At 63.6% G+C, this 22,705-nt stretch carries 23 protein-coding genes and 1 rRNA gene; 11 read left to right on the top strand and 13 right to left on the bottom strand.

Annotated features, from left to right (window positions below):
* The first annotated feature begins 19 nt into the window (after positions 1-19).
* The 4 genes from HMPREF2785_RS11265 (at position 20) to hutI (ending at position 5,711) form a co-directional block, all read left to right on the top strand.
* Entirely contained in the window at positions 20-1,156 is a 1,137-nt protein-coding gene (locus HMPREF2785_RS11265; protein WP_070615637.1) for a CaiB/BaiF CoA transferase family protein, read from the top strand.
* A gap of 21 nt (positions 1,157-1,177) precedes the next feature.
* Complete coding sequence (locus tag HMPREF2785_RS11270; RefSeq protein ID WP_141750699.1) at positions 1,178-2,575, top strand: YjiH family protein; 1,398 nt, start codon at positions 1,178-1,180, stop codon at positions 2,573-2,575.
* A 158-nt stretch (positions 2,576-2,733) separates the two neighbouring features.
* The gene (gene hutU, locus HMPREF2785_RS11275; protein WP_083308984.1) at positions 2,734-4,425 is read left to right on the top strand and encodes a urocanate hydratase; all 1,692 of its coding nucleotides are present in this window, start codon (positions 2,734-2,736) and stop codon (positions 4,423-4,425) included.
* 92 nt (positions 4,426-4,517) lie between these two features.
* Complete coding sequence (gene hutI, locus HMPREF2785_RS11280) at positions 4,518-5,711, top strand: imidazolonepropionase (RefSeq protein WP_070615641.1); 1,194 nt, start codon at positions 4,518-4,520, stop codon at positions 5,709-5,711.
* On the opposite strand, the gene HMPREF2785_RS11285 is transcribed toward hutI, so the two are convergent.
* On the bottom strand, positions 5,712-6,635 hold the full coding sequence (locus HMPREF2785_RS11285) for a DUF5926 family protein (RefSeq protein ID WP_070615644.1): 924 nt from the start codon (positions 6,633-6,635) through the stop codon (positions 5,712-5,714).
* A 43-nt stretch (positions 6,636-6,678) separates the two neighbouring features.
* Positions 6,679-7,434: a glycerophosphodiester phosphodiesterase family protein gene (locus tag HMPREF2785_RS11290; protein ID WP_070615647.1), complete on the bottom strand. Its 756-nt coding sequence runs from the start codon at positions 7,432-7,434 to the stop codon at positions 6,679-6,681.
* A gap of 64 nt (positions 7,435-7,498) precedes the next feature.
* Here HMPREF2785_RS11290 and HMPREF2785_RS11295 point away from each other — a divergent pair, with 64 nt between their 5' ends.
* On the top strand, positions 7,499-9,412 hold the full coding sequence (locus tag HMPREF2785_RS11295) for an alpha/beta-hydrolase family protein (protein WP_246821258.1): 1,914 nt from the start codon (positions 7,499-7,501) through the stop codon (positions 9,410-9,412).
* On the opposite strand, the gene msrA is transcribed toward HMPREF2785_RS11295, so the two are convergent.
* On the bottom strand, positions 9,409-10,050 hold the full coding sequence (gene msrA, locus HMPREF2785_RS11300; RefSeq protein ID WP_070615649.1) for a peptide-methionine (S)-S-oxide reductase MsrA: 642 nt from the start codon (positions 10,048-10,050) through the stop codon (positions 9,409-9,411). The genes HMPREF2785_RS11295 and msrA overlap by 4 nt on opposite strands.
* Before the next feature lie 89 nt (positions 10,051-10,139).
* Here msrA and HMPREF2785_RS11305 point away from each other — a divergent pair, with 89 nt between their 5' ends.
* Together HMPREF2785_RS11305 and HMPREF2785_RS11310 are read left to right on the top strand one after the other, a co-directional pair.
* Positions 10,140-10,742 (top strand): superoxide dismutase, encoded by a 603-nt coding sequence (locus tag HMPREF2785_RS11305; protein WP_070422653.1) that lies wholly within the window; start codon positions 10,140-10,142, stop codon positions 10,740-10,742.
* 238 nt (positions 10,743-10,980) lie between these two features.
* Entirely contained in the window at positions 10,981-12,114 is a 1,134-nt protein-coding gene (locus tag HMPREF2785_RS11310; protein WP_083308985.1) for an MFS transporter, read from the top strand.
* 6 nt (positions 12,115-12,120) lie between these two features.
* Here HMPREF2785_RS11310 and HMPREF2785_RS11315 read toward each other — a convergent pair whose 3' ends face one another.
* Positions 12,121-13,635: a TM0106 family RecB-like putative nuclease gene (locus HMPREF2785_RS11315; protein ID WP_246821261.1), complete on the bottom strand. Its 1,515-nt coding sequence runs from the start codon at positions 13,633-13,635 to the stop codon at positions 12,121-12,123.
* A 91-nt stretch (positions 13,636-13,726) separates the two neighbouring features.
* Between HMPREF2785_RS11315 and HMPREF2785_RS11320 the strand changes: the two genes are divergently transcribed.
* Positions 13,727-14,362 (top strand): DUF6474 family protein, encoded by a 636-nt coding sequence (locus HMPREF2785_RS11320; protein ID WP_070615655.1) that lies wholly within the window; start codon positions 13,727-13,729, stop codon positions 14,360-14,362.
* On the opposite strand, the gene HMPREF2785_RS11325 is transcribed toward HMPREF2785_RS11320, so the two are convergent.
* Both HMPREF2785_RS11325 and HMPREF2785_RS11330 read right to left on the bottom strand, forming a co-directional pair.
* Positions 14,363-15,001, bottom strand: a complete 639-nt coding sequence (locus tag HMPREF2785_RS11325; protein WP_070422656.1) for a LuxR C-terminal-related transcriptional regulator — start codon at positions 14,999-15,001, stop codon at positions 14,363-14,365.
* 15 nt (positions 15,002-15,016) lie between these two features.
* Positions 15,017-16,237 carry a sensor histidine kinase gene (locus HMPREF2785_RS11330; protein ID WP_070615658.1) on the bottom strand — a complete coding sequence of 407 codons (1,221 nt, stop codon included), beginning with the start codon at positions 16,235-16,237 and terminating at the stop codon, positions 15,017-15,019.
* On the opposite strand from HMPREF2785_RS11330, the gene HMPREF2785_RS11335 reads away from it, so the two are divergent.
* Positions 16,236-16,787, top strand: a complete 552-nt coding sequence (locus HMPREF2785_RS11335; RefSeq protein WP_070615661.1) for a DUF2020 domain-containing protein — start codon at positions 16,236-16,238, stop codon at positions 16,785-16,787. The genes HMPREF2785_RS11330 and HMPREF2785_RS11335 overlap by 2 nt on opposite strands.
* Positions 16,787-17,734: a TIGR00730 family Rossman fold protein gene (locus HMPREF2785_RS12245; protein WP_083308987.1), complete on the top strand. Its 948-nt coding sequence runs from the start codon at positions 16,787-16,789 to the stop codon at positions 17,732-17,734. Before HMPREF2785_RS11335 ends, HMPREF2785_RS12245 begins: the two co-directional genes overlap by 1 nt.
* A 3-nt stretch (positions 17,735-17,737) precedes the next feature.
* Here HMPREF2785_RS12245 and HMPREF2785_RS12040 read toward each other — a convergent pair whose 3' ends face one another.
* The 6 genes from HMPREF2785_RS12040 to HMPREF2785_RS12045 all read right to left on the bottom strand — a co-directional run bounded on the left by HMPREF2785_RS12040 (position 17,738) and on the right by HMPREF2785_RS12045 (position 20,889).
* A complete protein-coding gene (locus tag HMPREF2785_RS12040) occupies positions 17,738-17,890 on the bottom strand; it encodes a hypothetical protein (protein ID WP_167617510.1) in 153 nt (50 codons plus the stop codon).
* A 3-nt stretch (positions 17,891-17,893) separates the two neighbouring features.
* Positions 17,894-18,667 (bottom strand): class E sortase, encoded by a 774-nt coding sequence (locus HMPREF2785_RS11345; RefSeq protein WP_070615662.1) that lies wholly within the window; start codon positions 18,665-18,667, stop codon positions 17,894-17,896.
* Positions 18,668-18,675: 8 nt separating this feature from the next.
* The gene (locus HMPREF2785_RS11350; protein ID WP_070615663.1) at positions 18,676-19,305 is read right to left on the bottom strand and encodes a TetR/AcrR family transcriptional regulator; all 630 of its coding nucleotides are present in this window, start codon (positions 19,303-19,305) and stop codon (positions 18,676-18,678) included.
* A gap of 115 nt (positions 19,306-19,420) precedes the next feature.
* Positions 19,421-19,690: a GlsB/YeaQ/YmgE family stress response membrane protein gene (locus HMPREF2785_RS11355; RefSeq protein ID WP_070422660.1), complete on the bottom strand. Its 270-nt coding sequence runs from the start codon at positions 19,688-19,690 to the stop codon at positions 19,421-19,423.
* 84 nt (positions 19,691-19,774) lie between these two features.
* Entirely contained in the window at positions 19,775-20,680 is a 906-nt protein-coding gene (locus tag HMPREF2785_RS11360) for a universal stress protein (RefSeq protein ID WP_070422661.1), read from the bottom strand.
* Between the two features lie 62 nt (positions 20,681-20,742).
* Positions 20,743-20,889, bottom strand: a complete 147-nt coding sequence (locus HMPREF2785_RS12045; RefSeq protein WP_167594476.1) for a hypothetical protein — start codon at positions 20,887-20,889, stop codon at positions 20,743-20,745.
* On the opposite strand from HMPREF2785_RS12045, the gene HMPREF2785_RS11365 reads away from it, so the two are divergent.
* A complete protein-coding gene (locus HMPREF2785_RS11365; RefSeq protein ID WP_141750700.1) occupies positions 20,825-21,874 on the top strand; it encodes a pseudouridine synthase in 1,050 nt (349 codons plus the stop codon). The genes HMPREF2785_RS12045 and HMPREF2785_RS11365 overlap by 65 nt on opposite strands.
* 623 nt (positions 21,875-22,497) lie before the next feature.
* Here the strand turns inward: HMPREF2785_RS11365 and rrf are convergent.
* A 5S ribosomal RNA gene (gene rrf, locus HMPREF2785_RS11370) occupies positions 22,498-22,615 on the bottom strand.
* Positions 22,616-22,705 lie beyond the last annotated feature (90 nt).

A 22,705-nucleotide genomic window follows, 5' to 3' on the forward strand; every position in this document is an offset into this window, starting at 1 on the left:
CCACGCAGGAGGAAACACTATGAATGCACCGCTTTCCGGAATCCGTGTCCTTGACCTTTCCCGCGTGCTCGCGGGACCGTTCTGCTCCATGATCCTGGCGGATCTGGGCGCCGAGGTGATCAAGGTGGAGTCGCCGTGGGGCGACGATTCGCGCCAGTTCGGCCCGTTCGTCGACGGCACGTCCGCCTACTACCGCCTGTTCAACCGCTCGAAGATGGGCATCACGCTGGACTTCAAGAACGACGACGACAAGGAAGTGTTGCGTGATCTGGTCCGCCGCGCTGATGTGGTCGTCGAAAATTTCCGCCCTGGTGTGCTTGAGAAGCTCGGCCTTGCGCCGAAGGATTTGCTGGAGATCAACCCGCGCCTCGTGGTCACGAGTATCTCCGGCTTCGGCCAGACGGGCTCGCTTGCCAAGGAACCGGCGTACGACCTGGTTGCGCAGGCGATGAGTGGCCTGATGTCGATTACGGGTTGGCCGAACAGCAAGCCGACGCGCGTGGGCATCTCGCTGGGTGATCTCATCCCGGGCCTCTACGCCGCAATCGGCACGGTTTCGGCGCTCTACCAGCGTGAATCCACCGGCACCGGCCAGCATTTGGACCTTGCTATGTACGACTCGCTCATCTCCGTCATGGAGTCCGTAGGCATGCGTGCGCTTTACGACGACACCCCGCCCACCCGCATCGGCAACGACCACGGCCTGTCAGCGCCGTTTTCCACGTATGCGACCAAGGACGGCGACGTAGTCATCGCGATCACCACGAACCGGCTGTTCAAGCGCCTGGCCAACGCGCTGGGCATCCCGGAGATGGCCACCGACCATCGCTTTGCAGAGCCGGTGGCCCGCTCCGACAACCGGGTTGCGCTGCGCGAACTGATCGAAGAAGCGCTGAGCACGAAGACACGCTCGGAGACCATCGCCCTGTTTGAAGAACATGGCGTGCCCACCGCCCGCGTGTACGACCTGGACGAGGCGCTGCGTAGCCCGTTCGCCCAGGAGCGTGGCGTGGTGGTTGAAGAAACGGATGGGTTCCGCACCCTCGCCTCCCCACTCAAACTCGCCGGCATGGAAAAGCCGACGCCGGCGCCGGAGTTGGGGCAAGACAACGAACGTATCCAGTCCTGGTTGAGCGAAGATCCGCGCACCACCTGAGTTCCGTAAAGGAGCAGCACCATGGATAAAACGCAGACCCCACGTCGTGGTGGCAGCACCCGTTGGATTCCGGGCGACAATATTGCCGCCGTCCCGTCCCTTCCACCCGAGCACGAGGTGGACAGCCTGGAGCCGAAGAACAAGTGGAGGTTTTTCCTCTACAGCGCGATCGGTTCCTTTGCGTTCTTCGTCCCGTTTACTGTCGGAGAGAAGAACACGATTCTGCTGGATCACATTGTGAGCTGGCTGCAAGCGGCGCTTGGTCCGGCGTTGCCGTACATCACCTTGGTGATGATCACCGCCGGCGCCGTCTACCAATTCGCCACCGGCAAGTGGCGCGAGGATAAAGCGCGTGCCGTGTTCGCGTTCCTGTCCGCGCTGGCGGTGGTGTTGTGCGCGATGCTCGTGTTCAACTTCGGCCCCGCATTTCTTTTCGACGAACGCCTCGGCCCCTTCATCCTGAACAAACTCGTCATCCCCGTCGGCCTGCTTATCCCAGTCGGCGCGGTGTTTTTGGGTTTGTTGGTTGGATTCGGCCTAATGGAATTCATCGGTGTGATGGTGCAGCGGTTCATGCGGCCGGTGTATCGCACGCCGGGCAAGTCTGCCGTTGACGCGGTGGCGTCCTTCCTGGGCTCGTATTCGCTGGGCTTGTTGATCACCAACCGCGTCTACCGCACCGGCGGCTATACGGCGCGCGAAGCGTCGATCATCGCGGCTGGGTTCTCCACCGCGTCCGCAACGTTCATGGTGGTTGTGGCGCGAACGCTGGACCTGATGGAGATCTGGGGCGTGTACTTCGCGGTCACCCTCATCGTGTGTTTCCTGGTCACCGTGGTTATTGTCCGCATCCCTCCGCTGAGCACGATCCCGGACGACTACTACCCCGGTGCCACCCCGCAGCCGGAAGAGCGCGTGGAGGGCAACCTGTTTGCCGCCGCTTGGAAGGAAGCGAAGGCGTTCCTGGCGCAGGCGGAGTCGCTGCCGAAGACCATTTGGCGCAACTTCAAAGACGGCGTGATCATGACCATCCAGGTCATCCCGGGCATCATGGCTGTTGGCATCATCGGCTTGGCGCTGGCGTTCTACACCCCGGCGTTCAAGATTCTGGGCGCGCTGTTCTATCCGCTCGCGTGGGTGTTCCAGTTGCCGGATCCGTGGCTCGCGTCCGAGGCGTTTGCCATCGGCCTCTCTGAGCTGTTCCTGCCGGCAACGCTGGCGGCTGGCAACGAGTCTGACGTACTGCGCTTCACCGTTGGTGTGGTCTCCATCAGCCAGGTGTTCTTCTTCTCCTCGATGATCCCGGCGGTGCTGGCCACGGACATCCCGTTGAAGATCAGCCACATGGTGATCATCTGGTTCCAGCGCGTGGTGCTGTCCATCATCCTGACGGTGCCGATTGCGTACCTGATCTTCTAACCCCCACTGCCCGGTCTGTCTCGGATCCGAGACAAACCGGGCAAAAACTGTATTCCAGCAACCACATTGCTCCCTTATCCTCAATGTAACGCAGGTTACATTCCTGTCGGATTGTGCTCCTGCATCACGAAACTCAATGAGCCGTAGAAAGGATTCCCATGGCGAAGAACTGGTCCGAAGGTGCACGCGAGGTCCGCTCCCCGCGAGGCACTGAGATCACTGCAAAGTCCTGGCAGACCGAGGCCCCGCTGCGCATGCTGCAGAACAACCTTGATCCGGAGGTTGCGGAGCGCCCCGATGATCTCGTCGTCTACGGCGGCACCGGTCGTGCGGCCCGAAGCTGGGAGGCCTTTGACGCGATCGTCGATACGCTGAAGGACCTCGAGTCCGACGAAACGCTGCTGGTCCAGTCCGGCAAGCCGGTCGGCGTGTGGAAGACCAACGAGTGGGCGCCGCGTGTGCTTATCGCCAACTCCAACCTGGTGGGCGACTGGGCGGACTGGGAGCATTTCCGCGAGCTCGAGGACGAGGGCCTGATGATGTACGGCCAGATGACGGCCGGTTCCTGGATCTACATCGCAACCCAGGGCATCCTGCAGGGCACCTACGAAACCTTCGCGGCTGTGGCGAAGAAGCGTTTCAACGGCACGCTCGCCGGCACCCTGACCCTGACCGGCGGCTGCGGCGGCATGGGTGGCGCACAGCCGCTGTCCGTCACCCTCAACGGTGGTGCCTGCCTCATCGTCGATGTTGACGAGGGCCGCCTGAAGCGTCGCCAGGGCAAGCGCTACCTCGACGAGGTCACCACCGACCTCGAGGAAGCAATCAAGCTGGTCACCGACGCGAAGAACGAGAAGCGCGCCCTGTCCGTTGGCCTCGTCGGCAACGCGTCCGAGGTCTTCCCGGAGATGCTGCGCCGCCACCGCGCTGGCGAGTTCACCGTGGACATCGTCACCGACCAGACCTCTGCGCACGACCCGCTGTCCTACCTGCCAAGCGAGATCCCGTTCGCCGACTGGCACACCGAGGCAGACGCCGACCCGACCACCTTTACCAAGAAGGCCCGCGAAGCCATGGCCGCACAGGTCCAGGCAATGGTCGAGTTCCAGGACGAGGGCGCCGAGGTGTTCGACTACGGCAACTCCATCCGCGACGAAGCCCGCAAGGCCGGCTACTCCCGCGCATTTGAGTTCCCGGGCTTCGTCCCGGCCTACATCCGCCCGCTGTTCTGCGAGGGCCTTGGCCCGTTCCGCTGGGTTGCACTTTCCGGCGACCCGGAGGACATCAAGGTCACCGACCAGGCCATCAAGGAGGCTTTCCCGGACAACGAGCACCTGCACCGCTGGCTCGATGCGGCCGAGGAGTACGTGGAGTTCGAGGGCCTGCCGGCACGTATTTGCTGGCTGGGCTACGGCGAGCGTGCCAAGGCCGGCGTGATCTTCAACAACCTGGTCAAGGAAGGCAAGGTCAAGGCACCGATCGTCATCGGCCGTGACCACCTGGACTCCGGCTCCGTGGCGTCTCCGTACCGCGAGACCGAGTCCATGCTCGACGGCACCGACGCTGTGGCTGACTGGCCGCTGCTCAACGCCATGACCGCTGTGTCCGGCGGCGCGACCTGGGTATCCATCCACCACGGTGGTGGCGTGGGCATGGGTCGTTCTATCCACACCGGCCAGGTCACGGTGGCTGACGGCACCGAGCTCGCCGAGGCGAAGCTCAAGGCTGTGCTCACCAACGATCCGGGTATGGGCGTCATCCGCCACGTGGATGCCGGTTACTCCCGCGCCAACGAGGTCGCGCAGGAGCGCGGCGTGCGCATCCCGATGAAGTTCCAGGCACGCGACTAATCCCGCGCCGGCGAGCGCTGACGTTTCCCTCACGGGCGCGTCAGCGCTTTTCGTTACCCTGGGCCCCACGAGCCCTCCGAAGAAAGGCACCCATGAGCACCTTTATTACTGGCATTTCCGAGCTGCGCACGGTCTCCGAGCTGGGCACCATTAAGAACGCAGCATTGCTTATCGACGACGGCGTGATCGCCTGGGTCGGCCCCGCCGACGAAGCCCCCGCGGAAGCAGCAAACGCCGCCGAAACCGTCGATGTTGGCGGGCGCGCAGTCCTGCCCGGCTGGGTAGATTCCCACTCCCACATGGTTTTCGACGGCAACCGCGCCGAAGAGTTCGAGGCCCGCATGGCCGGCGAGTCCTACGCCGCCGGCGGCATCGCCGTGACCATGGAAGCCACCCGCTCCGCAGGTGAGGAGCGCCTGGATAAGTTGGTGGCGGAGCGCGTCGCCGCAGGCCATGCGGGCGGCACCACCACGTTTGAAACCAAGACCGGCTACGGTCTGAACGTCGAGTCCGAGGCAGAGGCTGCTCGTGTGGCCGCCCGCCACGTGGACGAGGTGACGTTCCTCGGCGCCCACCTGGTCCCGCCCGGGGCGGACGCTGACGAATACATCGACGAGGTCGTCGGCCCGATGCTGGATGCGGTGAAGGACCACGTGCAGTGGATCGACGTGTTCTGCGAGCGCGGAGCGTTTAACGAGGAGCAGTCCCGCCGCGTCCTCGAGGCCGGCAAAAAGGTTGGCCTGGGTGTGCGCGTGCACGGCAACCAGCTTGGGCAGGGCCCGGGCGTGAAGCTTGCGGTGGAGATGGGCGCGGCCAGCGTGGACCACGTCAACTACCTCTCTGATGAGGACTTCGAGCTGCTGGCCGGTTCGGACACCGTAGCCACGCTGCTGCCTGCCTGCGATCTGTCCACCCGCGAGGATCTTGCACCGGGGCGCAAACTTATCGACGCCGGCGCCACCGTCGCCATCGCATCCAACCTCAACCCCGGTACGTCGTTTACGTCCTCGATGAACTTCTGCGTGACCACCGCGGTGCTGCAGCAGTACCTCACGCTCGACGAGGCGATCGAGGCTGCCACCACCGGCGGTGCGAAGGCGCTGCGCCGTCACAACGTCGGCGACGGCAAGGACCCGCAGGGCCGCCCGGCCAAGGGCACGCTGGTGCCCGGCGCGGCAGCTGACCTGCACATCCTGGATGCGCAAAACGCCATCAACCTGGCCTACCGCCCAGGTATGCCGATGACGTGGCAGACCTGGGTGGCAGGCAAGAAGGTCTACGGCTAGCTAGATAGTCACCTGACGGGACTTAATGTTGTCCAGTTGTTTGCGCTCGTCTGCAGATAATGCAGCGTCGTTGGCGTACTCGGCGGTGATCTTCTTGTCCAGATCTGCCAGCGCTGCCTCGTAGGAGTCGGCCGCCACGGACGGGTCGAGGTCGAACACCGGAACAACCAGGCCGTGGGTGCGGAATGCGCCGGCGAACTTGGTGTCCTCGCCCAGGTTCAGCTCGCCACGTGCCGCGATGCGTGCCAGTGCGGACAGCATCTGCGCCTCGTTATCTTCGGTGCGCACCCAGCGGATGTGTGCCTTGCCGCCGCCCGGGTTAACCCACCAGATTGCGCCCGGCAGGTTCTCGCCGATCTTCTCAGACGGCAGGACGGCGTCGTTGGCCTGGCGCAGCGCCTGCTGGATCTGCGGCGGGACCGAAGCCCCCTCCGGGAACCACCAGGAGAAGTCCTGGTAGGTGGTGATGTCCAGGGTGGCGTCGTCGCTAAGAAGCTCCGACAGCTCCGGCTGCGAACCGTCGGCGACGGTGGACTGCAGCGTCTCGCCCGGCTTCGCATTCACAACCCAGTTCAGGGCGTACGCGAGGTCGCGGCCCGGGTTCTGGGAGTGGGAGGTGACCTGAAGCGCGACGAAACGCTCGCCGCCCTGGTCCTCCTCGCGCACGAGCGCAGCTCCCGCGCCCGGCAAGACGGTCACAATGTTGACCGGGGTGCCCTTCACATCAACCGTGGTCACGGCAGAGGGGACGAACTCCTGCAGCGCAACCAGGTCGGCTTCTGCTGCCAGGCCGCCGAACGGGCGGGGATCTTTTTGGAACTTCTCGCGCTCAGCGGCGCGGGCTGCGAGTTTTGCCTCGCGGCGCGACATACCCTCAGGCAGGTCTGCGCGGTTCTTCTTTTTCTTCGGTTTGCGTTGCACCATGGGCGCAATCGTACCGGCGTGCACGACACTGGCGGGCAACGAGTTAGTCAGTCGCAACAGCGGTGTGGTTGCCAAAGATTTCCAGGGCGAGATCGGGCAGGTCTGTTGCCATCACATCCACGCCTTTGTCGGCGCACCATTGCATGCCACGTGGTGTGTTTACGGTCCAGGTGTACGTCTTCAAACCGCGGTATCCCAGCAGCTCAGTGCGCAGTTGCAGGTGCTGCAGCGCAGGGCCCACACCGTAGGGGCGGGAGAACATGCGGTTCTTTTTGTTCCACTTCATCTCGCGCAGGCGGAACAGGTAGAAGGTTTCCAGTTCGGGCGCCATGTCGGTGAAGTAGCGCACCGCGCGGTGGGAGAAGGATGCGAGGTGGATGTTCGGCGAGTCGTCGAGACGCGCGTACCTGAGCATGCGGAAGGTCTGTTCGTCCACCTCAGGCCCGTGCGGGGTGGGGTGTTTGGTCTCTATGTAGATGTGTTTGTCGGGGTAGTCCTGCATGAGTTCGAGCAGTTCTTCCAACAGCATGATGCGCTGCGGGTCTTCTTTGGTGCCCACGTTCAGTTCACGCAGGTCGTTGTAGTCGTTGAAGTCGATGCGCCCCCGCACGCCCGCGGTGCGGATCAGCGTGGGGTCGTGGAAGACGACAACTCGCCCGTCACGGGTGAGCCGTACATCGCATTCGATGCCGTGGATGGGAAGTTCGAGCGCCTTTTCAAACGCGCGTTGTGTGAGTTCTGGGTAGGATCCGGAAAATCCCCGGTGGGCGACGATTTTTGGTGCGGTGTTGTGGCTCACGGCCCACAGGCTACTCGCCCTTGCGCCCGCCCGCGAGTGTAAGAAGTTTGGGACAATAGCGAGCGTGCTTATCGACGACACCCGCAACGCCATCCGCAACATCACCGCAAAACTGCCCAACGCGGTATGGCGTGCGCGCCAACGGTTCTCGTTTAGCCGCGACGGCTGGCTGGCGGTACCGATCGGCGCGGTGCAGGTGTTGGGGGACCTCTCCCCCGCGATCCGCCTGCTTGGCCCGCACCGCCTGCCGCCCGCGTTTCGCTCTGGTTTGGTCGGCGCGGAGGTTGCCACGTGGGGTGCGGTGTCTCCGTCGTTGCTGCCGCACAACTGGTGGGCAACGGCGGCGAACGTGGCGGTACTCCAGGGCATCGGCCACGGGGTTGCGACGGGCCTTGCGCGCGCGTTCGGGCCGACGACCCCACCAACCGGGACCGGCCGTTTGCCCCGCCCGGCGCGTGTTGCGATGACTGCGACCACGGTTGCGGTGTTCGCCACCTCGATCCGTCGGCGCATACGGCTGAAGCGCCTGGTGCAAAGCGACGACACGTTCCGGGCTTCTGACCTCGCGGGCGGCGTGATGCTGGGCACGCTCGGCTACGGCACGGTGCTGCTGGTCGGCGATGCGATCCAGTCCTTCATCGACGCGCTCAACGAGCTGCTGGGCAAGAAGTTGCCGCCGGTGGCGTCGTGGCCAATCGCCATCGTGGGCGGTGGTGTGCTGCTGGTGTTGGTAAGCGACCGGGTGGTGCTGCGCCAGTTCCTCTCCAATGCGAGCCGGCGCGCCTTCGAGTTGGACCGTGAGTACATGCGTGGCGCGGTGCAGCCGCATCGTCCGCAGCGTTCGGGTTCGCCGGAGTCTTCGGTGGATTGGAACCTCATGGGCCGCCAGGGTCGCGCGGTGGTCTCCGGCGGCCCGCGAAAGGAGGACATTGAACGTGTCCTCGGCCGGGAGGCGCACGAGCCGATCCGGATCTTCGTCGGCCTGGATCTGGAGCGTGAGCAGGACGAGCCGGACTTTGAGCAGATGGCACGCCTGGCTATTAAGGAGATGCATCGCACCGGCGCGTTTGAGCGCTCCCACATTGCGGTGATGTCGGCGGCCGGCACGGGTTGGATCAACGACTTCCACACGTCAGGGTTCGAGTTTGTCACCGGCGGCGATAGTGCGATCGTCGCTATGCAGTACTCGTATCTGCCCTCGGCGTATTCGTACCTTGCGGACCGCACGAACCCGGTGCGCTCCTCGCGCATGTTGATCGAGTACATCCTGCGCGAACTGGAAAACATCCCAGAATCCTCCCGCCCGAAACTCTTCGTCGGCGGCGAATCGCTCGGCGCCTACGGGGTGTCCGACGCGTTCGAGTCCATCGACGAACTCTTCGAGCTCACCTCCGGCGCCGTGTTCACCGGCACGCCCGGCTTCGCCCGCAACCACAGCGAGCTAACTAAGCAGCGCCAAAAAGGTTCTCCGGAGCGCCTTCCGCTTATCGACGACGGCCTCCACGTCCGCTTCACCGCCCACCCCGACCACCTCAACCACGACTTCCAAGGCGACGCCTACGCGCAGAAGTGGGAGGCCCCGCGCGTCGTGTTCGCCCAGCACGCCTCTGACCCGGTGGTGTGGTGGGACCACAGCCTGGCGTGGCGCCGGCCGGATTGGCTCAAGGAGCCGGGCTCGCGCGGGGTTCCGGCACCGAAAAAACAGCACTTGGACGCGCTGCACACCATGCGGTGGATGCCGCTGGTGACCTACTGGCAGGTCGCCATCGACCAGTTGTCCTCCAAGGACTACCCGTCGCCCCACGGGCACAACTACCACGAGGAAACCGTGGCGTATTGGAACGGCGTCATCCACGGCGAAGACTCAGGGGTGGCGCTTTCCAAGGACGAGATCGAGCGCGTGGCCGCCTGGATCCACAACGACGCCACCAAACTGCGCCGCCCCGTCGGAGGGTTCCCCTCCAAGCACGGCTACTAAATGCCGCAGGCCACGCCGGTGGAGTGGTGCGGGCAGTAGCCGTTGGGCACCTTGTGCAGGTACTGCTGGTGCTCCTCCTCGGCGAGGTAGTACGGCGCGCCGGCGCGTACTTCGGTGGTGATGTCGCCGTAGCCAGCGCTGTTCAGGTCTGCCTCGTACTGGCGGATCCACTCGCGGATCTGCTCGGCCTCTTCCTCGGTGTCGGTGTAGAAGGCGGAGCGGTACTGGGTGCCCACGTCGTTGCCCTGACGGTAACCCTGGGTGGGGTCGTGCGCCTCGAGCGCAATCTTGACGATCTCCTTCAGCGAGATCACCTCCGGGTCGTAGACCACCTCCACCAACTCCACGTGGTTGGTCTGGCCGGAGCAGACTTCGCGGTAGGTGGGGTTCGGGGTAATGCCGCCGCCGTAGCCGACCGAGGTCGATTCAACACCGTCGAGCTGCCAGAACATCTTCTCCGCACCCCAGAAGCAGCCAATCCCGATGAGGATGCGCTTCTGCCCCTCACGCCACGGGCCGGTAATCGGGGTGGTCAGCACGGCGTGCGGGCGGGGGTTGGCAAGGACGGGTTCGGGGCGGCCGGGGAGGGCCGTGGTGTCGTCGACAAGCTTTGGCTCAGGTGCGAAAAGAAATCCCATATTTGCTGTAACGAGTTTGGGCACAACACTGTTCCCAAATTTTCTCTACGATGGTTGCCGTACACGAAATCAAACGAAAGGAAACCATCATGGCTGTTTACGTGCTTCCTGATCTCCCGTACGCATACGACGCACTTGAGCCGCACATCTCCGCAGAGATTATGCAGCTGCACCACGACAAGCACCACGCTAACTACGTCAACGGCGCAAACACTGCACTCGAGGCTCTTGAGGCAGAGCGCAACGGCGACGCAAACGCCGATAAGATTCGCGCACTGACCAAGAACCTTGCGTTCAACCTCGGTGGCCACACGAACCACTCCATCTTCTGGAAGAACATGGCACCGAACGCTGGTGGCAACCCGACCGGCGCAATCGCCGAGGCTATCGACCGCGACTTCGGCTCCTTCGAGGGCTTTAAGAAGCAGTTCGCTGCCGTGGCTAACGGCCTGCAGGGCTCCGGCTGGGCAGTGCTTGGTTACGACCACATCGCTGGCCGCCTGATCATCCAGCAGATGACCGACCAGCAGGGCAACATCTCCGTGGACTTCACCCCGGTCCTGATGCTCGACATGTGGGAGCACGCTTTCTACCTGCAGTACAAGAACGTCAAGGCTGACTACGTCGAGGCTTGGTGGAACGTTGTCAACTGGGACGACGTCAACGAGCGCTACGCAAAGGCTTCTGCATAAACCTGCAGCGACCTAGCTAATACAAGCGCCCGCCACCTCCTTTCGGAGGTGGCGGGCGCTTGTTGTTTTCCCTGTGATACGTCGAGTCCGCATGAACTCAAGAAGCAGTCTAAGTTAGGGTCGCCTTAACTGCAAGTATTTTCGCAAAGTTTTTGTTGCGTAATTCCCCCGCGAGAAGTTTCGTAACATAGGCAGGGTGAGAAAAGGCAGTCCTGAATACCGCAAAGCAACGCTAGCGATGCTGGCGTTCGGCCTCGCCATCTTCAACACCCTCTACGCAACCCAGGCCCTACTGCCCACGCTCACCACCGAGTTGGACATCACCCCCTCCACCGCCGCACTGACGGTCTCCGCCGCCACCGGCGCCCTTGCGCTGTGCGTAGTGCCAGCGTCGATCCTGTCGGAAAAGTACGGGCGCGGACGCGTCCTGGTCATCTCCGCACTGGCCGCCACCGGCATCGGATTGCTCCTGCCCATCGCCCAAAACGCCGAGCAACTCATCGCCATGCGCGCCCTCCAGGGCGCGATGATCGCCGGCACCCCGGCGGTGGCCATGGCGTGGTTGTCCGAAGAACTCGACCACCGGGACTTACCCGGCGCGATGGGGCTCTACATCGCCGGCAACAGCATCGGTGGGCTCACCGGTCGCCTCATCCCGGCAGGGCTTTTGGAGGTCACCTCCTGGCGGTGGGCGCTGTTAGGCAGCGGCCTCGTTGCCTTCCTGCTGGCAGTGATTGCCGTGTGGCTGCTTCCGGAGCAGCGCAATTTCGTACCAAAACTCTCCATCCGGCCGAGCGCGGAAATTCGCGCGATGGCCCGCCACCTGCGCAACCCCCGGCTGCTGGTGCTCTACGCCACCGCGTTCGTGGCCATGGGCGTGTTCGTGTCCATGTACAACTTCTTCGGCTTCCGCGCGGTGCTCGACTTCGGCCTACCCGCCGCACTGTCCGGCCTGGTGTACGTGGTGTACCTCTCCGGCACCTGGTCGAGCGCACGTGCCGGTGTGCTGCTGAAGCGCCACGGGCACGGGGTGGTGGTGCTGGCATCGTCGATACTCATGCTCCTCGGCGCGCTCGCCGCAGCCAGCGGATCACTCTGGGTCACACTCCTTGGCCTGTTGGTGTTCACCGCCAGCTTCTTCGCGCTGCACTCCACGGCATCCGGTTGGGTCGGGCTCATCGCCGAGCGCGACCGTGCGGAGGCCTCCAGCATGTACGTGTTCTGCTACTACATGGGCTCGTCGATCCTGGGCGCGGCCACCGGGCGTGCGTACGAGGCGTTGCCGTGGGCAGGTTTCGTCGGTGTGCTCGCCGGACTACTTGCTGCCCTCGTGGCCACGGGTGCGGCGCTGTGGAAGGCGGAGCCCCGCTAAACCCCGCTAAACCTCGCCCAAACGTGGCACGCCCGGCGCGCCGGCGTCGAGGAAGTCGCGCACGGCACGGGTGGCCAGGCAGTCGTCTTCGTTGTAGCGGATGAGCATGTCGCGCGCTTCGATATCGCCAAGCCTGCCCGCGCGGCGCAGTGCCACGGAGCGTTCCCCATCCACGTCGTCGTCCTCCCACGCGAAGCCGACCACAGGCCCGAGTACTTTCAGGCCGAGCCCATCCGTACCGACGAGCGAACGCCGCACCAGGGCGAACACGTCGACCCAATCCTCAGACGCAATGAACTCGGCTACCTCCGCCTCGTCCACCGAGGCAAACCTGCGTGCCGACGACCGCAGCCAATGGTTCTCCCCACCCGCCGCATAACAGTAAGCGCGGAAGGTCTGGCCGGCTTCGCGCGCGTCGCGGCGCCGCTGCATCAGCCACGACCAGAACGCGTTGAAGTTCGCCTCCTCGGCCGCACCACCAACGTCTTCCCAGGTGACAAACGCGCGGTATTGCTCACCGTCGTACGCGCCCCACAGGTAGGCGCCCTGGTCGAGGTAGGCCTCCATGTCGATGTCGATCTCCACGTCGGCGCGCGGCACCGGCGCTAACTTCTCGCGCCGCAACACCGGGATGCCGGCGCGCCAGGCGCGGGCGATGGCTGCGGGTTCGGCGGGGCCGTCGTCGATAAGCGACTGCACCGTGGTGATCCCCTCCTCGCGCCACACGTCCCCGCGGCCGCCCGGAAGCAGCAGCGAGATGTCGTCAAGTTCCTCCAGGCGCGGCTTGCACAGTGGCCAAAACCGGCAGGATGCGCACTGTTTCATCCGTTTCGGCTCGTCCGGGATCTCCACCGCGAGCGCCTCACGCAACTGCGGGACGTAGCGGGCGGGGTCGACAACGTACACGCGCGCCCGATCCTGCCCAACCGCTCCGCCGCGACCATCCGCAAGCGTGCCCAGCAGGACATGCGCCATGGCCAGGCGGTACCCGTCCACCGTGTGGTGGCGGCCCTTCGCCTTCACCGTCATCGCGCGCCCCAACCCGAGCCTGGCGGTGGGCACCATCAACATCTCGTTCGTCGGATGCTCCCGCGCTACCCGGTGGTTCGAGATGATCACCGGCGCGTACCCGCGGTCGGTGCGCACGAGGATGTCAACCTCCGCGAGTGCAGGCGCCCCATCGATCTCGCCTTCGAGCGCCGCGTTAGTGATCAGGTGTGCGCGCCGCTTCAGCGCCATTCGCGTCTCGACGATCCGCGCATCCACCCCCGCACCCGGATCGATATCAATACGCGTAAAGGCCTTTCCGCGGCCATCCCCAACCGCCCGCTTCACCGGCAACGCATCGAACACCGCTGCACGCCCCGCATCAATCTGCGGTTGGCGCAGCAGCGCATCCGGCAGCTCAGGCGTATCCGGGTGCGCGCGTCGCTGACGCAGCCGGTAGCGGCACCCGACAAGATCGGATGCCCGCACCGGCTGCGCTGGTTGGGCAGTCCCGCCCACGGTGGGAGGTTTCACAATGCCTGCCACGATACCCGGGCAGCGTTGCCGGACCGACAGGTACAGTTGTTTGGAGTTAACGCAAACGAAAACGCAAGGAGTACCGACCATGGGTGTCCTGGGCATCATCCGCAAAGCACGCCGCAACGTCAAGGCCGAAATTAAGGCCGCTGAGGTGCACGCACGCCAACTGGCCAAGGATCAGGCGAAGGCCGACAAGCGCACCGCCGAACTGCTGGACAAGGCAGAAAAGCGTCTGCTGAAGGAAGAGAAGAAGGGCCTCAAGCGCAAGCGTAAGCACGAAAAGGACCTGGCCAAGGCGCACCTGAAGCGCATCGAAGAAGCCGGCATTACCAAGAAGAAGGCCAAGCAGTGGACCGGCGCCGCCCGCGTCATTGTCCCCGTCGCGCTGCCGCTGATCTACAAGGCGCTGACCTCCCTGCAGCAGAACCAGGTGAACGCCAACGCAGCAGGCCTCGGCCTGTCCGCTGGTGATCTGGCTCGCCACTCCGGCCGCGGCGCTGAACTGAAGGCTCGTGTCGAGGCAGTCCGCGCAAGCGTTGCCGGCTCCAGCGACCTCAGCGACAGCTTCAAGCGTGACGCGAGCGTGCGCCTCGACGAACTCGAGCAGGCCGTCCGCAACGCCGAACACGCCAACCCGGAGCAGCGCCGTCTGGCTCACAACTCCATCGACGAGGACCTCAACGTCCTCGCCGGCGATGTCCAGGAGCGCCTCTCCCGCTAGTTAGAGCACTCCCTGCTCGCGCGCCGACGCCACGGCCGAGGTGCGCGAGCGCACACCCAACTTGTCGTAAATGTGGACAAGGTGGGACTTCACGGTGGCCTCAGACAGCATGAGTTCGTGGCCGATCTCGCGGTTCGACGAGCCAGCAGCCACTAGTTGCAGCACCTCCAGCTCGCGCGGCGTCAGCGACGAACGTGGCGTACGCTCGCGCGTTTCCAAACGGTCGCGCACCACCGGCGACATCGTGGCATCACCGCGGGCAGTCGAGCGCACCGCCGCGACCAGCTCTTCTGGCGGGGCGTCCTTCAGCAGGTAGCCCACCGCACCGGCCTCAATCGCACCGAGGATGTCCGCATCCGTGTCGTAGTTGGTCACCACCAGCACCTTCGGCGGGTTGGACATCCGGGAACGGATCTCCGCCGTCGCCTGCGCACCCGTGGTCACACGCTGGCCTTCCGCGCCGGCGCCGAAGCGCAGGTCCATCAACACCACGTCAATGCCGCCGGCTTGCGCTGCGGCGATCGCGCCTTCCGCGGTGGCAACTTCTGCCACGACCTCGATGTCGTCCGCTTCTTCGAGCACGGCACGCAGGCCGAGGCGAACGATCTCGTGGTCGTCTGCCAGCAGGACTCTAATCACCGGGGACCTCCTCGTTTACGTCTTTTGGTTGATATTAACCGGCACGGCGACAGAAAGGGCCGTAGGCCCGCCCGGCGCGGACTCAATGTCCAACTTCCCACCCAGTTCTGCCGCACGCGAACGCATCGCGTCCAGCCCCAAATGCCCCAACCCACTGGGTTTGAGTTCCTGACCGTCCACGTCGAAGCCGCGTCCGTTGTCCACCACGTCCAGGCGCACCTCGTCCGGCGCGTAGGTCAGCGTGATGCGGGTACGGGTGGCCTCGGCATGGTTGACCACGTTGGACACCGCCCCCTGCGCGATACGCAGCAGGCCGGCCTCCACGCGCATGGGCAGCTGGATAGCCTCGCCGTCTGTCTCCACCTCAATGTCCAACTCGCCTGCCGCGGCAAAGTCACCCGCGACCCGCTCGAGCGCTTCACGTAACGACGACTCCGTCAACGGCGCCGGCGCCAACGCCGCAATCATCGCCCGCGTTTCTGCCAGGTTGTTCGACGCCGCCCGCCGCGCAGTTTCCATCTTGCGCAACGGCTGCGTCGCGTCCACACCCAACGCTTGGATGTCGCGCTCGGCGGAGTGCAGCAGCATCTGAATGGAGGACAGGTTCTGCGCCACCGTGTCGTGAATCTCGTGAGCCAATCGTTCGCGTTCCTGCGCTACACCGGCGGCGCGCTCAGTTTCGGCGAGAAGGTCGCGGGTGGTCAGGAGTTCGTCGATAAGTTGCTGGCGTTCTTGGCTGACCTTATTGATGGTGAAAAACGCCCAATCAATCGCCATCACCACCACCGCCGACAGCGCCGGCCCCATCACCCCGCCGAGCGTGAGCCCCGCCGGGATCTGCACCGCGATGCTAATCGCCAGCCCCACCGCCACCCAGACGTAGCCGAGCCAGCCGCGCATCGCCCGCAGATAGACGAAGAACAGCACGAACACCCAGTACACCGCCACCGGCGACACCGTCGTATCCGCCACCCACAGCGCAGTCGCGCTAAACGCCCACACGATGCGACCCCATTTGCCCCATCGGTACATCTCCACCATGCCGTAGAACAGCAGAAACGCGAACCCGGCAGTCAGCAGAATGTGCAGCAGCGCCTCGTTCAGCGGCATCCGCGCCAGCGCGCCCAGCGACACCACCATCAGGCACACGGCCAAAATGGTGATGCCGGAATCAAGCGCGCTGTTTTCGGTACGTTTTCCGGGGTGCTGCTCCAGCAGCACTAATCTGGAGCTCATGCGTTCGAGATTACCCATCGTGCTGCTCGTGCTCGCCCTCGCCGGTTGCGGGGAGCAATCGCTTAACGACGACACCCCCACCCCCGAACCCGCACCCGCCCCCGATTCCGGCCTGCCGGTCGAAGCGCTGCCGGACACCTCGCGCGACGGGTGGCAGGAATGCCCCTACCTGGACACCGAGTGGGTGGCGCGCACCAACGGCCAACGCGTCACCGGGGTGGGCACCGACACCCGCTTCGACACCCCAGCCTGCCAGTTCTGGTCCTACCCGGAAGAACCCCAACTGACCGTGATCGTGCGCCACATGGACTCCCCCGAACAGGCCATGGCGGTGGTGGACTGGGCCACCCCAGTGGACCTCACCCAACCCGCCGACCACCCCGCAGGCTGGGACGGCGGCCGCCACGGCGGCGGGGACGTACCCAACCGCATCGGCGCCGCGTACTCGGTGGCCAAAGACAACGTGGCCGTGACGGTGTTTACTAACCAGGACGAGTCCGTCAAAGCCGAAGCAGTCGCCGTCGAGGCGATCACTAACCTAGGGCTGTAATGAACACCATCAACGTCGCCGCCATCGTATTCACCGACAACGCCGGGCGCGTCCTGTGCGTACGCAAACACTCCAGCCCGCGCTACCAACTCCCCGGGGGCAAGCCGGAAGGCGGCGAGACCCGCCTGCAAACCGCCATGCGCGAAACCCGCGAAGAAGTCGGCATCGACGTCGACCCCGAACACTTGAGCTACCTGGGCACGTTTACCGCCGAGGCCTCCAACGAGCCCGGCCACAGCGTGACCTCCACTGTGTTCCTCCACCCCGGCCTGCCCGCCGACCCGGCCCCCGCCGCCGAGATCGCCGAAGCCACCTGGATCGACCCCACGAACCACGCCGACTTTGAAATCGCGCCCCTGCTGCGCACCCAAATCTTTCCCGCGCTTCACCCCGCGAACATCAACGCCATCGCCGTGTTCGCCGGCGCCCGCGAGGGCACCGACCCGAACAACGCCACGCTCGCCCGCAGTTTCGGCGAGGCACTGGCCCGCCACGACACCACTCTGGTCTACGGCGGATCCAGGCTCGGGTTGATGGGTGAGGTGGCGAGGGGGTCGTCGAAAAGCATTGGCGTCCTCACACACCACCTGGCGCAATACGAGATCCAGTACGACGGGCTCGAGCGCCTCGAAATGGTGGATACCCTCGCCGAGCGCAAAGCACGCATGAGCGAACTTTCCGACGCCATCGTGGCCCTGCCCGGCGGCGCCGGCACCCTCGACGAACTTTTCGACGAATGGACCAACCAACAACTCGGCCTCCACCGCAAACCCATCGGGCTGCTCGGCCGCGACTTCTGGGCCCCCTTCATCGCCATGGTGGACCACATGGTCGCCCACGGCTTTGTGCGCGCCACCGACCGGGCACACCTCATCGTCGCCGACGACCCCGACGAACTCATCGCAGCACTGCGCGCCTGGCACCCACCGGTACCGCGCTGGCTCTAAGGGCTACACCGCGACGTCGTTATACGGCATCTGCGCCGACACCCATGGGTAAATAACCTCCATGAGCAGGAGGAACAGCAACACCAAAATGACGGCGGTGAGCAGCCACTTCACCACCGGCGGGCCGGGCAGTTTACGCCACAACGCTGCATACATGGGCTAATCCACCTCCGCCATCGCCGGCGGGAGCGCGCCCGCCTGGTCCTTCGGCATCACTTCCGTGCGCACCGCGTGAATGATCATGCGCTCCGCATTAGAAAACTGCGGGTGGCACGTGGTCAACGTAATCAGCCCCTCCATGCCGGGCTCCACCTTCGTGGACTTCGACCCAGGCATCGGGTTGACCACCTCAATGTTGCCCGGCAGCGTGATCTCCCGGCCAAGCACGTGCTGATAATCCCCCGACGCGATCCGCTCATTCATCTGCTCCGGTAGGCATCCGGCGCCCTCCGCGTGACGAGCCGCCGGATCCGGCGACAACGGCATCACCCGATACGTCACCCACTCCTTCTGCGTCTCCACAACGATCGCGTCACAGGCCTTCAGCGCGCCAAGGTCGTTAAACGGCGCACCCTTGCCCACACGGTGGCCGGCAACCGCGAAGTTGCCATCTTGGCCCGGGAACTGCGTATCCGGGTAGTGGCCCGGACCCGTGAGCAACTGCGCCTCCTGCACGCCCTCGACGATGGCGAACTGGTAGTCCTGCCCAAACGCCGGGATATACATCTTCGCAAGCGCGTCCCCCAACTCGGCGTGCTTCGCCTGACGAGGGTTCACCCACTGCTCCTCAAGCTTCGACTGCACCTCGTCCTGCATCTTCGCCGACGCCAAGTTCGTCCAATAGGACTCATAAAACGCGAACAGCAAAAGCAGCACGCCAACCGTCAGCAGGACCTCGCCAATCACCTGCGAGAAACTAATCCGATTCTTCACAGCCCTACCTAAATGGAGTAATCCGGCGGCGGCGCACCCAGCTTCGACTTAGCCAAGGTCTTCGCAGTGTGCAAGGGGGCACTGTCACGCAAAATGCGCGCACCAGCAAGCCCACCCTCCAAAAAGATCAGCAGCTCATCCGTCAACGAGGACGAATCGTAGCCATTCTTCTCATTGAGCAACTCCGTGATCGTGGAATGCATCCACAGGCGGTGATTCCTGCAGGTCTCCACAATCCGCTCCTCGGATTCCGTCTCCGGGCGCGGGTACTCGGCCGCAGCGTTGAGGAACGGCGAGCCACGGAACTCCTTCTGGGGCTCCTCCTCGATCGCCATATCGAACAAGGCGAGGATCTTCGAATCCGCATCCGGCGCCTTCGCCGCACGCTCACCCCAACGTGAACGGTACTGCTCGTCGAGCTCCTCCAGGTACGCAACAACCAAGTTGTCCTTCGACCCCAGCAGCGAGTACAACGACGCCTTCGCCACATCCGCCTCACGCAAAATGCGGTCAATGCCGATGACGCGGATGCCTTCTTCTGTAAACAGCTTCGTCGCGGCATCCAGCAGACGCTGCCGAGGACTCGGACGATCGCGGCGGCGCGCAGGCGCCTTCTTCTTACTCGTGGCGGCGGCCAATAGGAACTCCTTTCGCGCGCCTAAAACAGGACCATCTCAATATAGACAAAACGGTTCGTCTATTCCAGCGAAAAGCCCCCGGAGCAGCTCACTCCGGGGGCTCAAAGCAGATTGCTTATCGACGACTACCTGTCACCTTATTCACAATCCACAGCAGAATCACCGCACCGATCAGGCAGGTCAGGAAACTAAAGAAGCGTCCACCGCCTTCCACATCAAAGCCGAGCAGGCCAAGCAGCCAGCCACCGATGAAACCACCGATAACACCGACCAGAATGTTCAGGCCGATGCCCATCTGTGCGTCACGGTTCTGCATCTTGGATGCGATCCAGCCAGCAAGGCCGCCGATAATAATCCAGCCGATAAAACCAAGTGTTGGAGTCATGTTGAAATCCGTCCTTATAAATAGATTATGTCAGTTACCCCTACCATTGTCCCTCGTTTTTCGGACTTTTGGGTAACGAATCTATTACTCCTCCGGACGGACCACCATCATCGGGCACGGCGCCGACTGCAGCAGCGCACGCGAAGTGGAGCCAAGCAGCATGCCCTTGAAGCCGCCACGGCCGTGCGAACCGGTCACCAGCAACTGGGCGTTCTCTGCCGCGTTGGTCAGTGCACGCACCGGACGGTCACGTGCAATAACCTTCTTCACCTGGACATCCGGGTACTTCTCGATCAGTTCGGCCAACAACTCGTCGAGAAGCTGCTGCTTATCCTGCTTCACAGCTTCCCAGTGATCCTCAGCCACCGCGTATCCCGCACCAGGGCCCTGGATGTGCGTATCCACCCAAGTGTGCACCGCAACCAGCTCCGCACCACGCGCCGCCGCCTCCTCGAAGGCAACTTCTGTTGCGCGCTGCGAAACCTCAGAGCCATCCACACCGACCACAACCGGACCGTACTTGTTCTCCTCGGTCACCGCGCTATCCTCGCGCACCACCACAACCGGGCAGTTCGCGTGCGACACCACAGCACCAGAAACGGAGCCCAGCACCATGCCAGACAGGCCGCCCAGACCACGGGAGCCCATCACGATCATCGTGGACTCATTCGACATACGCAGCAGCATGTCAATCGGAGAACCCTCAGCCACCGCGTGGCCAATGTGCAGGTCCGGCGCCACTTCAAGTGCGATATCGCGGGCACGATCCACGGACTGCATCGTCTCGCGCTGGAGTTCGTCGAAAATCTCCGCCGGCGGAACCATGCCCTCCGCGTACAGGAACTGCGGCATGGTGTAGCTCGCAGCCAAACGCAGCGGAATACCACGCTTCATCGCCGTATTCGCCGCCCAACGCACCGCATTATCTGAAGCGGGGCTGCCATCGACAGCAACAACGACGATGTCTTCGCGGGTCTCTTCCTGGGTCATTATCTCAGCCTTTCTGAGGTAGACAGGTGGTTATACCCACATTCTAGTCGCGCAAGCGCAAGTTAGCGGGGAATCTCCACCGGGGTTGCTGCCGGCGCATTCGCCGGATACAGCAAGTTGTAAATCAGGGTCAACGCGTCCGCGATCGCCTTACCAATGCCCTGCGAAAAGAAGCCCATCAACGGCTCAACCAATGCTCCTAAATCCATGCGGGCTAATCTACTACACACTATGGCGAGAAAGAAGGGTCCACCAGCAATGCCGCTGCCACCCCGCGGCGGCCTCGGCGCATCCCGCGCCCGCGTCCCCGAAGGCGACGGCATCCGCGCCATCGACTTCATCTGGCACCTCGTCTCCACTCAGCGCCACCGCCACCCCGAAGACAACTTTTCCGCAGTACAACAGCGTTTCGACGACTCCCTCGTCGTTCACCGCGACACCACCCCAATCACTCCCGAGGACTGGCTCGAACCCGGCACCGACGTCTTCTTCTACCGACGTCCCGCCCCCGAAAGACCCGTCCCCTACGACATCGTTCCAGTCTTCGAAGACGACAACATCCTCGTCGTGGACAAGCCACCATTCCTGGCGACGATGCCGCGTGCCTCCCACATCACCGAAACCGCCACCGTGCGTCTCCGTCGCGCCACCGGGAACGAAGAACTCACCCCCGCTCACAGATTGGACCGCGGCACCTCTGGTTTGTTGCTGTTGACCAAACGCCGCGAAGTCCGTGGCGCCTACCAGGAACTTTTTGCCCGCCGGGAGGTGGACAAGATGTACGAGGCGATCGCACCGTATGTTGCACTGTCCGTACCTGCAGACTGGTCCCACCACCTGGTCAAGGTTGCTGGCGAAGCCGCCGGTTCTGTACTCGTGGGTGAGGAGCCGAACTCCCACACCGAGGTAGCTTCCGTTACTCGGCTGCCTGCCGAGCAGGAGCAGGGGTTGCAGTCACTCTATGGCGTCACCGTTCCTCTGGCACGCTACGTCCTCCACCCAACGACCGGCCGCACCCACCAACTGCGCCTCCAGATGATGACCGAAGCCGCCCCCATCCTTGGCGACACCATCTACCCCACATTGCTCCCCGCCGACGCCGAGGACTTCTCCCGCCCCATGCGGTTACGTTGCATCGGTTTAGGGTTTGTGGATCCATTAACCGGCGAAGATCGCTCCTTCGCACTGAATTAGAGGCGGGAAGGCCTGACAGCTCCTTCGTTGGGCAGTCCGGCTGTCACAATCTGTCGGGACCATTTCTGACTTACCGGAACCCCGAATGCAAAACTGCACATCACACCTTTCGCCAACCTGGGCGGAGTGTAAAACCCTGCAGCCGATGAGGCATCATTTTGCATCGATAGCTGTTCGCGCCAGACATGAAGTATGTACGGGCGGGTGGAAACCGCTTGGCTCCGCATTGCGGACTAGTGGGGGTGTACCCATTAACTATGCAGCGGCATAGTCATGCCCGATCCCCTCCTTACTCTGCATTGCGGACAAGTGGGTGGACACCAACTATGCAGTGGCATAGTGAGCCTCATTCCGATTCTCACTTCGCGTTGCGGACAACCTGGTGGACACCAACGATTCTGTTGCCTCAGCCAGGTCACGGGCGGTTGGGAACCCAGCCGTTGACTATGCAGTGGGATAGTGACGCCGGTTTTGTCGTTGATTCCGCATTGCAGACATTCCGACTCCGCATTGCGGACAAGTTGGTGGTCACCAACGAAATGTAGAGGGATGGGAATGTGAAAAAACACCCGTAGATGAAACTGGGTGGTTTCGTCTACGGGTGTTTGTGTGTGAAGTTGTTGGGTCGGCGGTAACCTACTCTCCCACTCCCTCCCGGGAGCAGTACCATCGGCGCGGGCGGGCTTAGCTTCCGGGTTCGGAATGGGACCGGGCGTTTCCCCGCCGCTATCAACCACCGACACATCTTGGGGGTTGATGTGATCGTGATGATCAGTATTGAGATGTCATTGTGACAATGTGGGTGTGTTGTGTCAGTGACTGCATAGTGGA

The organism is Corynebacterium sp. HMSC067D03 (genome assembly GCF_001811185.1).
Classification (GTDB): domain Bacteria; phylum Actinomycetota; class Actinomycetes; order Mycobacteriales; family Mycobacteriaceae; genus Corynebacterium; species Corynebacterium coyleae.

Excerpts from the sequence above, each read along its gene's own strand:
- HMPREF2785_RS11265 (WP_070615637.1), top strand. The coding sequence starts at position 20 with ATGAATGCACCGCTTTCCGGAATCCGTGTCCTTGACCTTTCCCGCGTG.
- HMPREF2785_RS11305 (WP_070422653.1), top strand. The coding sequence starts at position 10,140 with ATGGCTGTTTACGTGCTTCCTGATCTCCCGTACGCATACGACGCACTT.
- HMPREF2785_RS11310 (WP_083308985.1), top strand. The coding sequence starts at position 10,981 with ATGCTGGCGTTCGGCCTCGCCATCTTCAACACCCTCTACGCAACCCAG.
- hutU (WP_083308984.1), top strand. The coding sequence starts at position 2,734 with ATGGCGAAGAACTGGTCCGAAGGTGCACGCGAGGTCCGCTCCCCGCGA.
- HMPREF2785_RS11355 (WP_070422660.1), bottom strand. The coding sequence starts at position 19,690 with ATGACTCCAACACTTGGTTTTATCGGCTGGATTATTATCGGCGGCCTT.
- HMPREF2785_RS11360 (WP_070422661.1), bottom strand. The coding sequence starts at position 20,680 with ATGACCCAGGAAGAGACCCGCGAAGACATCGTCGTTGTTGCTGTCGAT.
- HMPREF2785_RS12245 (WP_083308987.1), top strand. The coding sequence starts at position 16,787 with ATGAACACCATCAACGTCGCCGCCATCGTATTCACCGACAACGCCGGG.
- HMPREF2785_RS11330 (WP_070615658.1), bottom strand. The coding sequence starts at position 16,237 with ATGAGCTCCAGATTAGTGCTGCTGGAGCAGCACCCCGGAAAACGTACC.
- HMPREF2785_RS11270 (WP_141750699.1), top strand. The coding sequence starts at position 1,178 with ATGGATAAAACGCAGACCCCACGTCGTGGTGGCAGCACCCGTTGGATT.
- HMPREF2785_RS12040 (WP_167617510.1), bottom strand. The coding sequence starts at position 17,890 with ATGTATGCAGCGTTGTGGCGTAAACTGCCCGGCCCGCCGGTGGTGAAG.
- HMPREF2785_RS12045 (WP_167594476.1), bottom strand. The coding sequence starts at position 20,889 with ATGGATTTAGGAGCATTGGTTGAGCCGTTGATGGGCTTCTTTTCGCAG.
- hutI (WP_070615641.1), top strand. The coding sequence starts at position 4,518 with ATGAGCACCTTTATTACTGGCATTTCCGAGCTGCGCACGGTCTCCGAG.
- msrA (WP_070615649.1), bottom strand. The coding sequence starts at position 10,050 with ATGGGATTTCTTTTCGCACCTGAGCCAAAGCTTGTCGACGACACCACG.
- HMPREF2785_RS11320 (WP_070615655.1), top strand. The coding sequence starts at position 13,727 with ATGGGTGTCCTGGGCATCATCCGCAAAGCACGCCGCAACGTCAAGGCC.
- HMPREF2785_RS11335 (WP_070615661.1), top strand. The coding sequence starts at position 16,236 with ATGCGTTCGAGATTACCCATCGTGCTGCTCGTGCTCGCCCTCGCCGGT.
- HMPREF2785_RS11285 (WP_070615644.1), bottom strand. The coding sequence starts at position 6,635 with ATGGTGCAACGCAAACCGAAGAAAAAGAAGAACCGCGCAGACCTGCCT.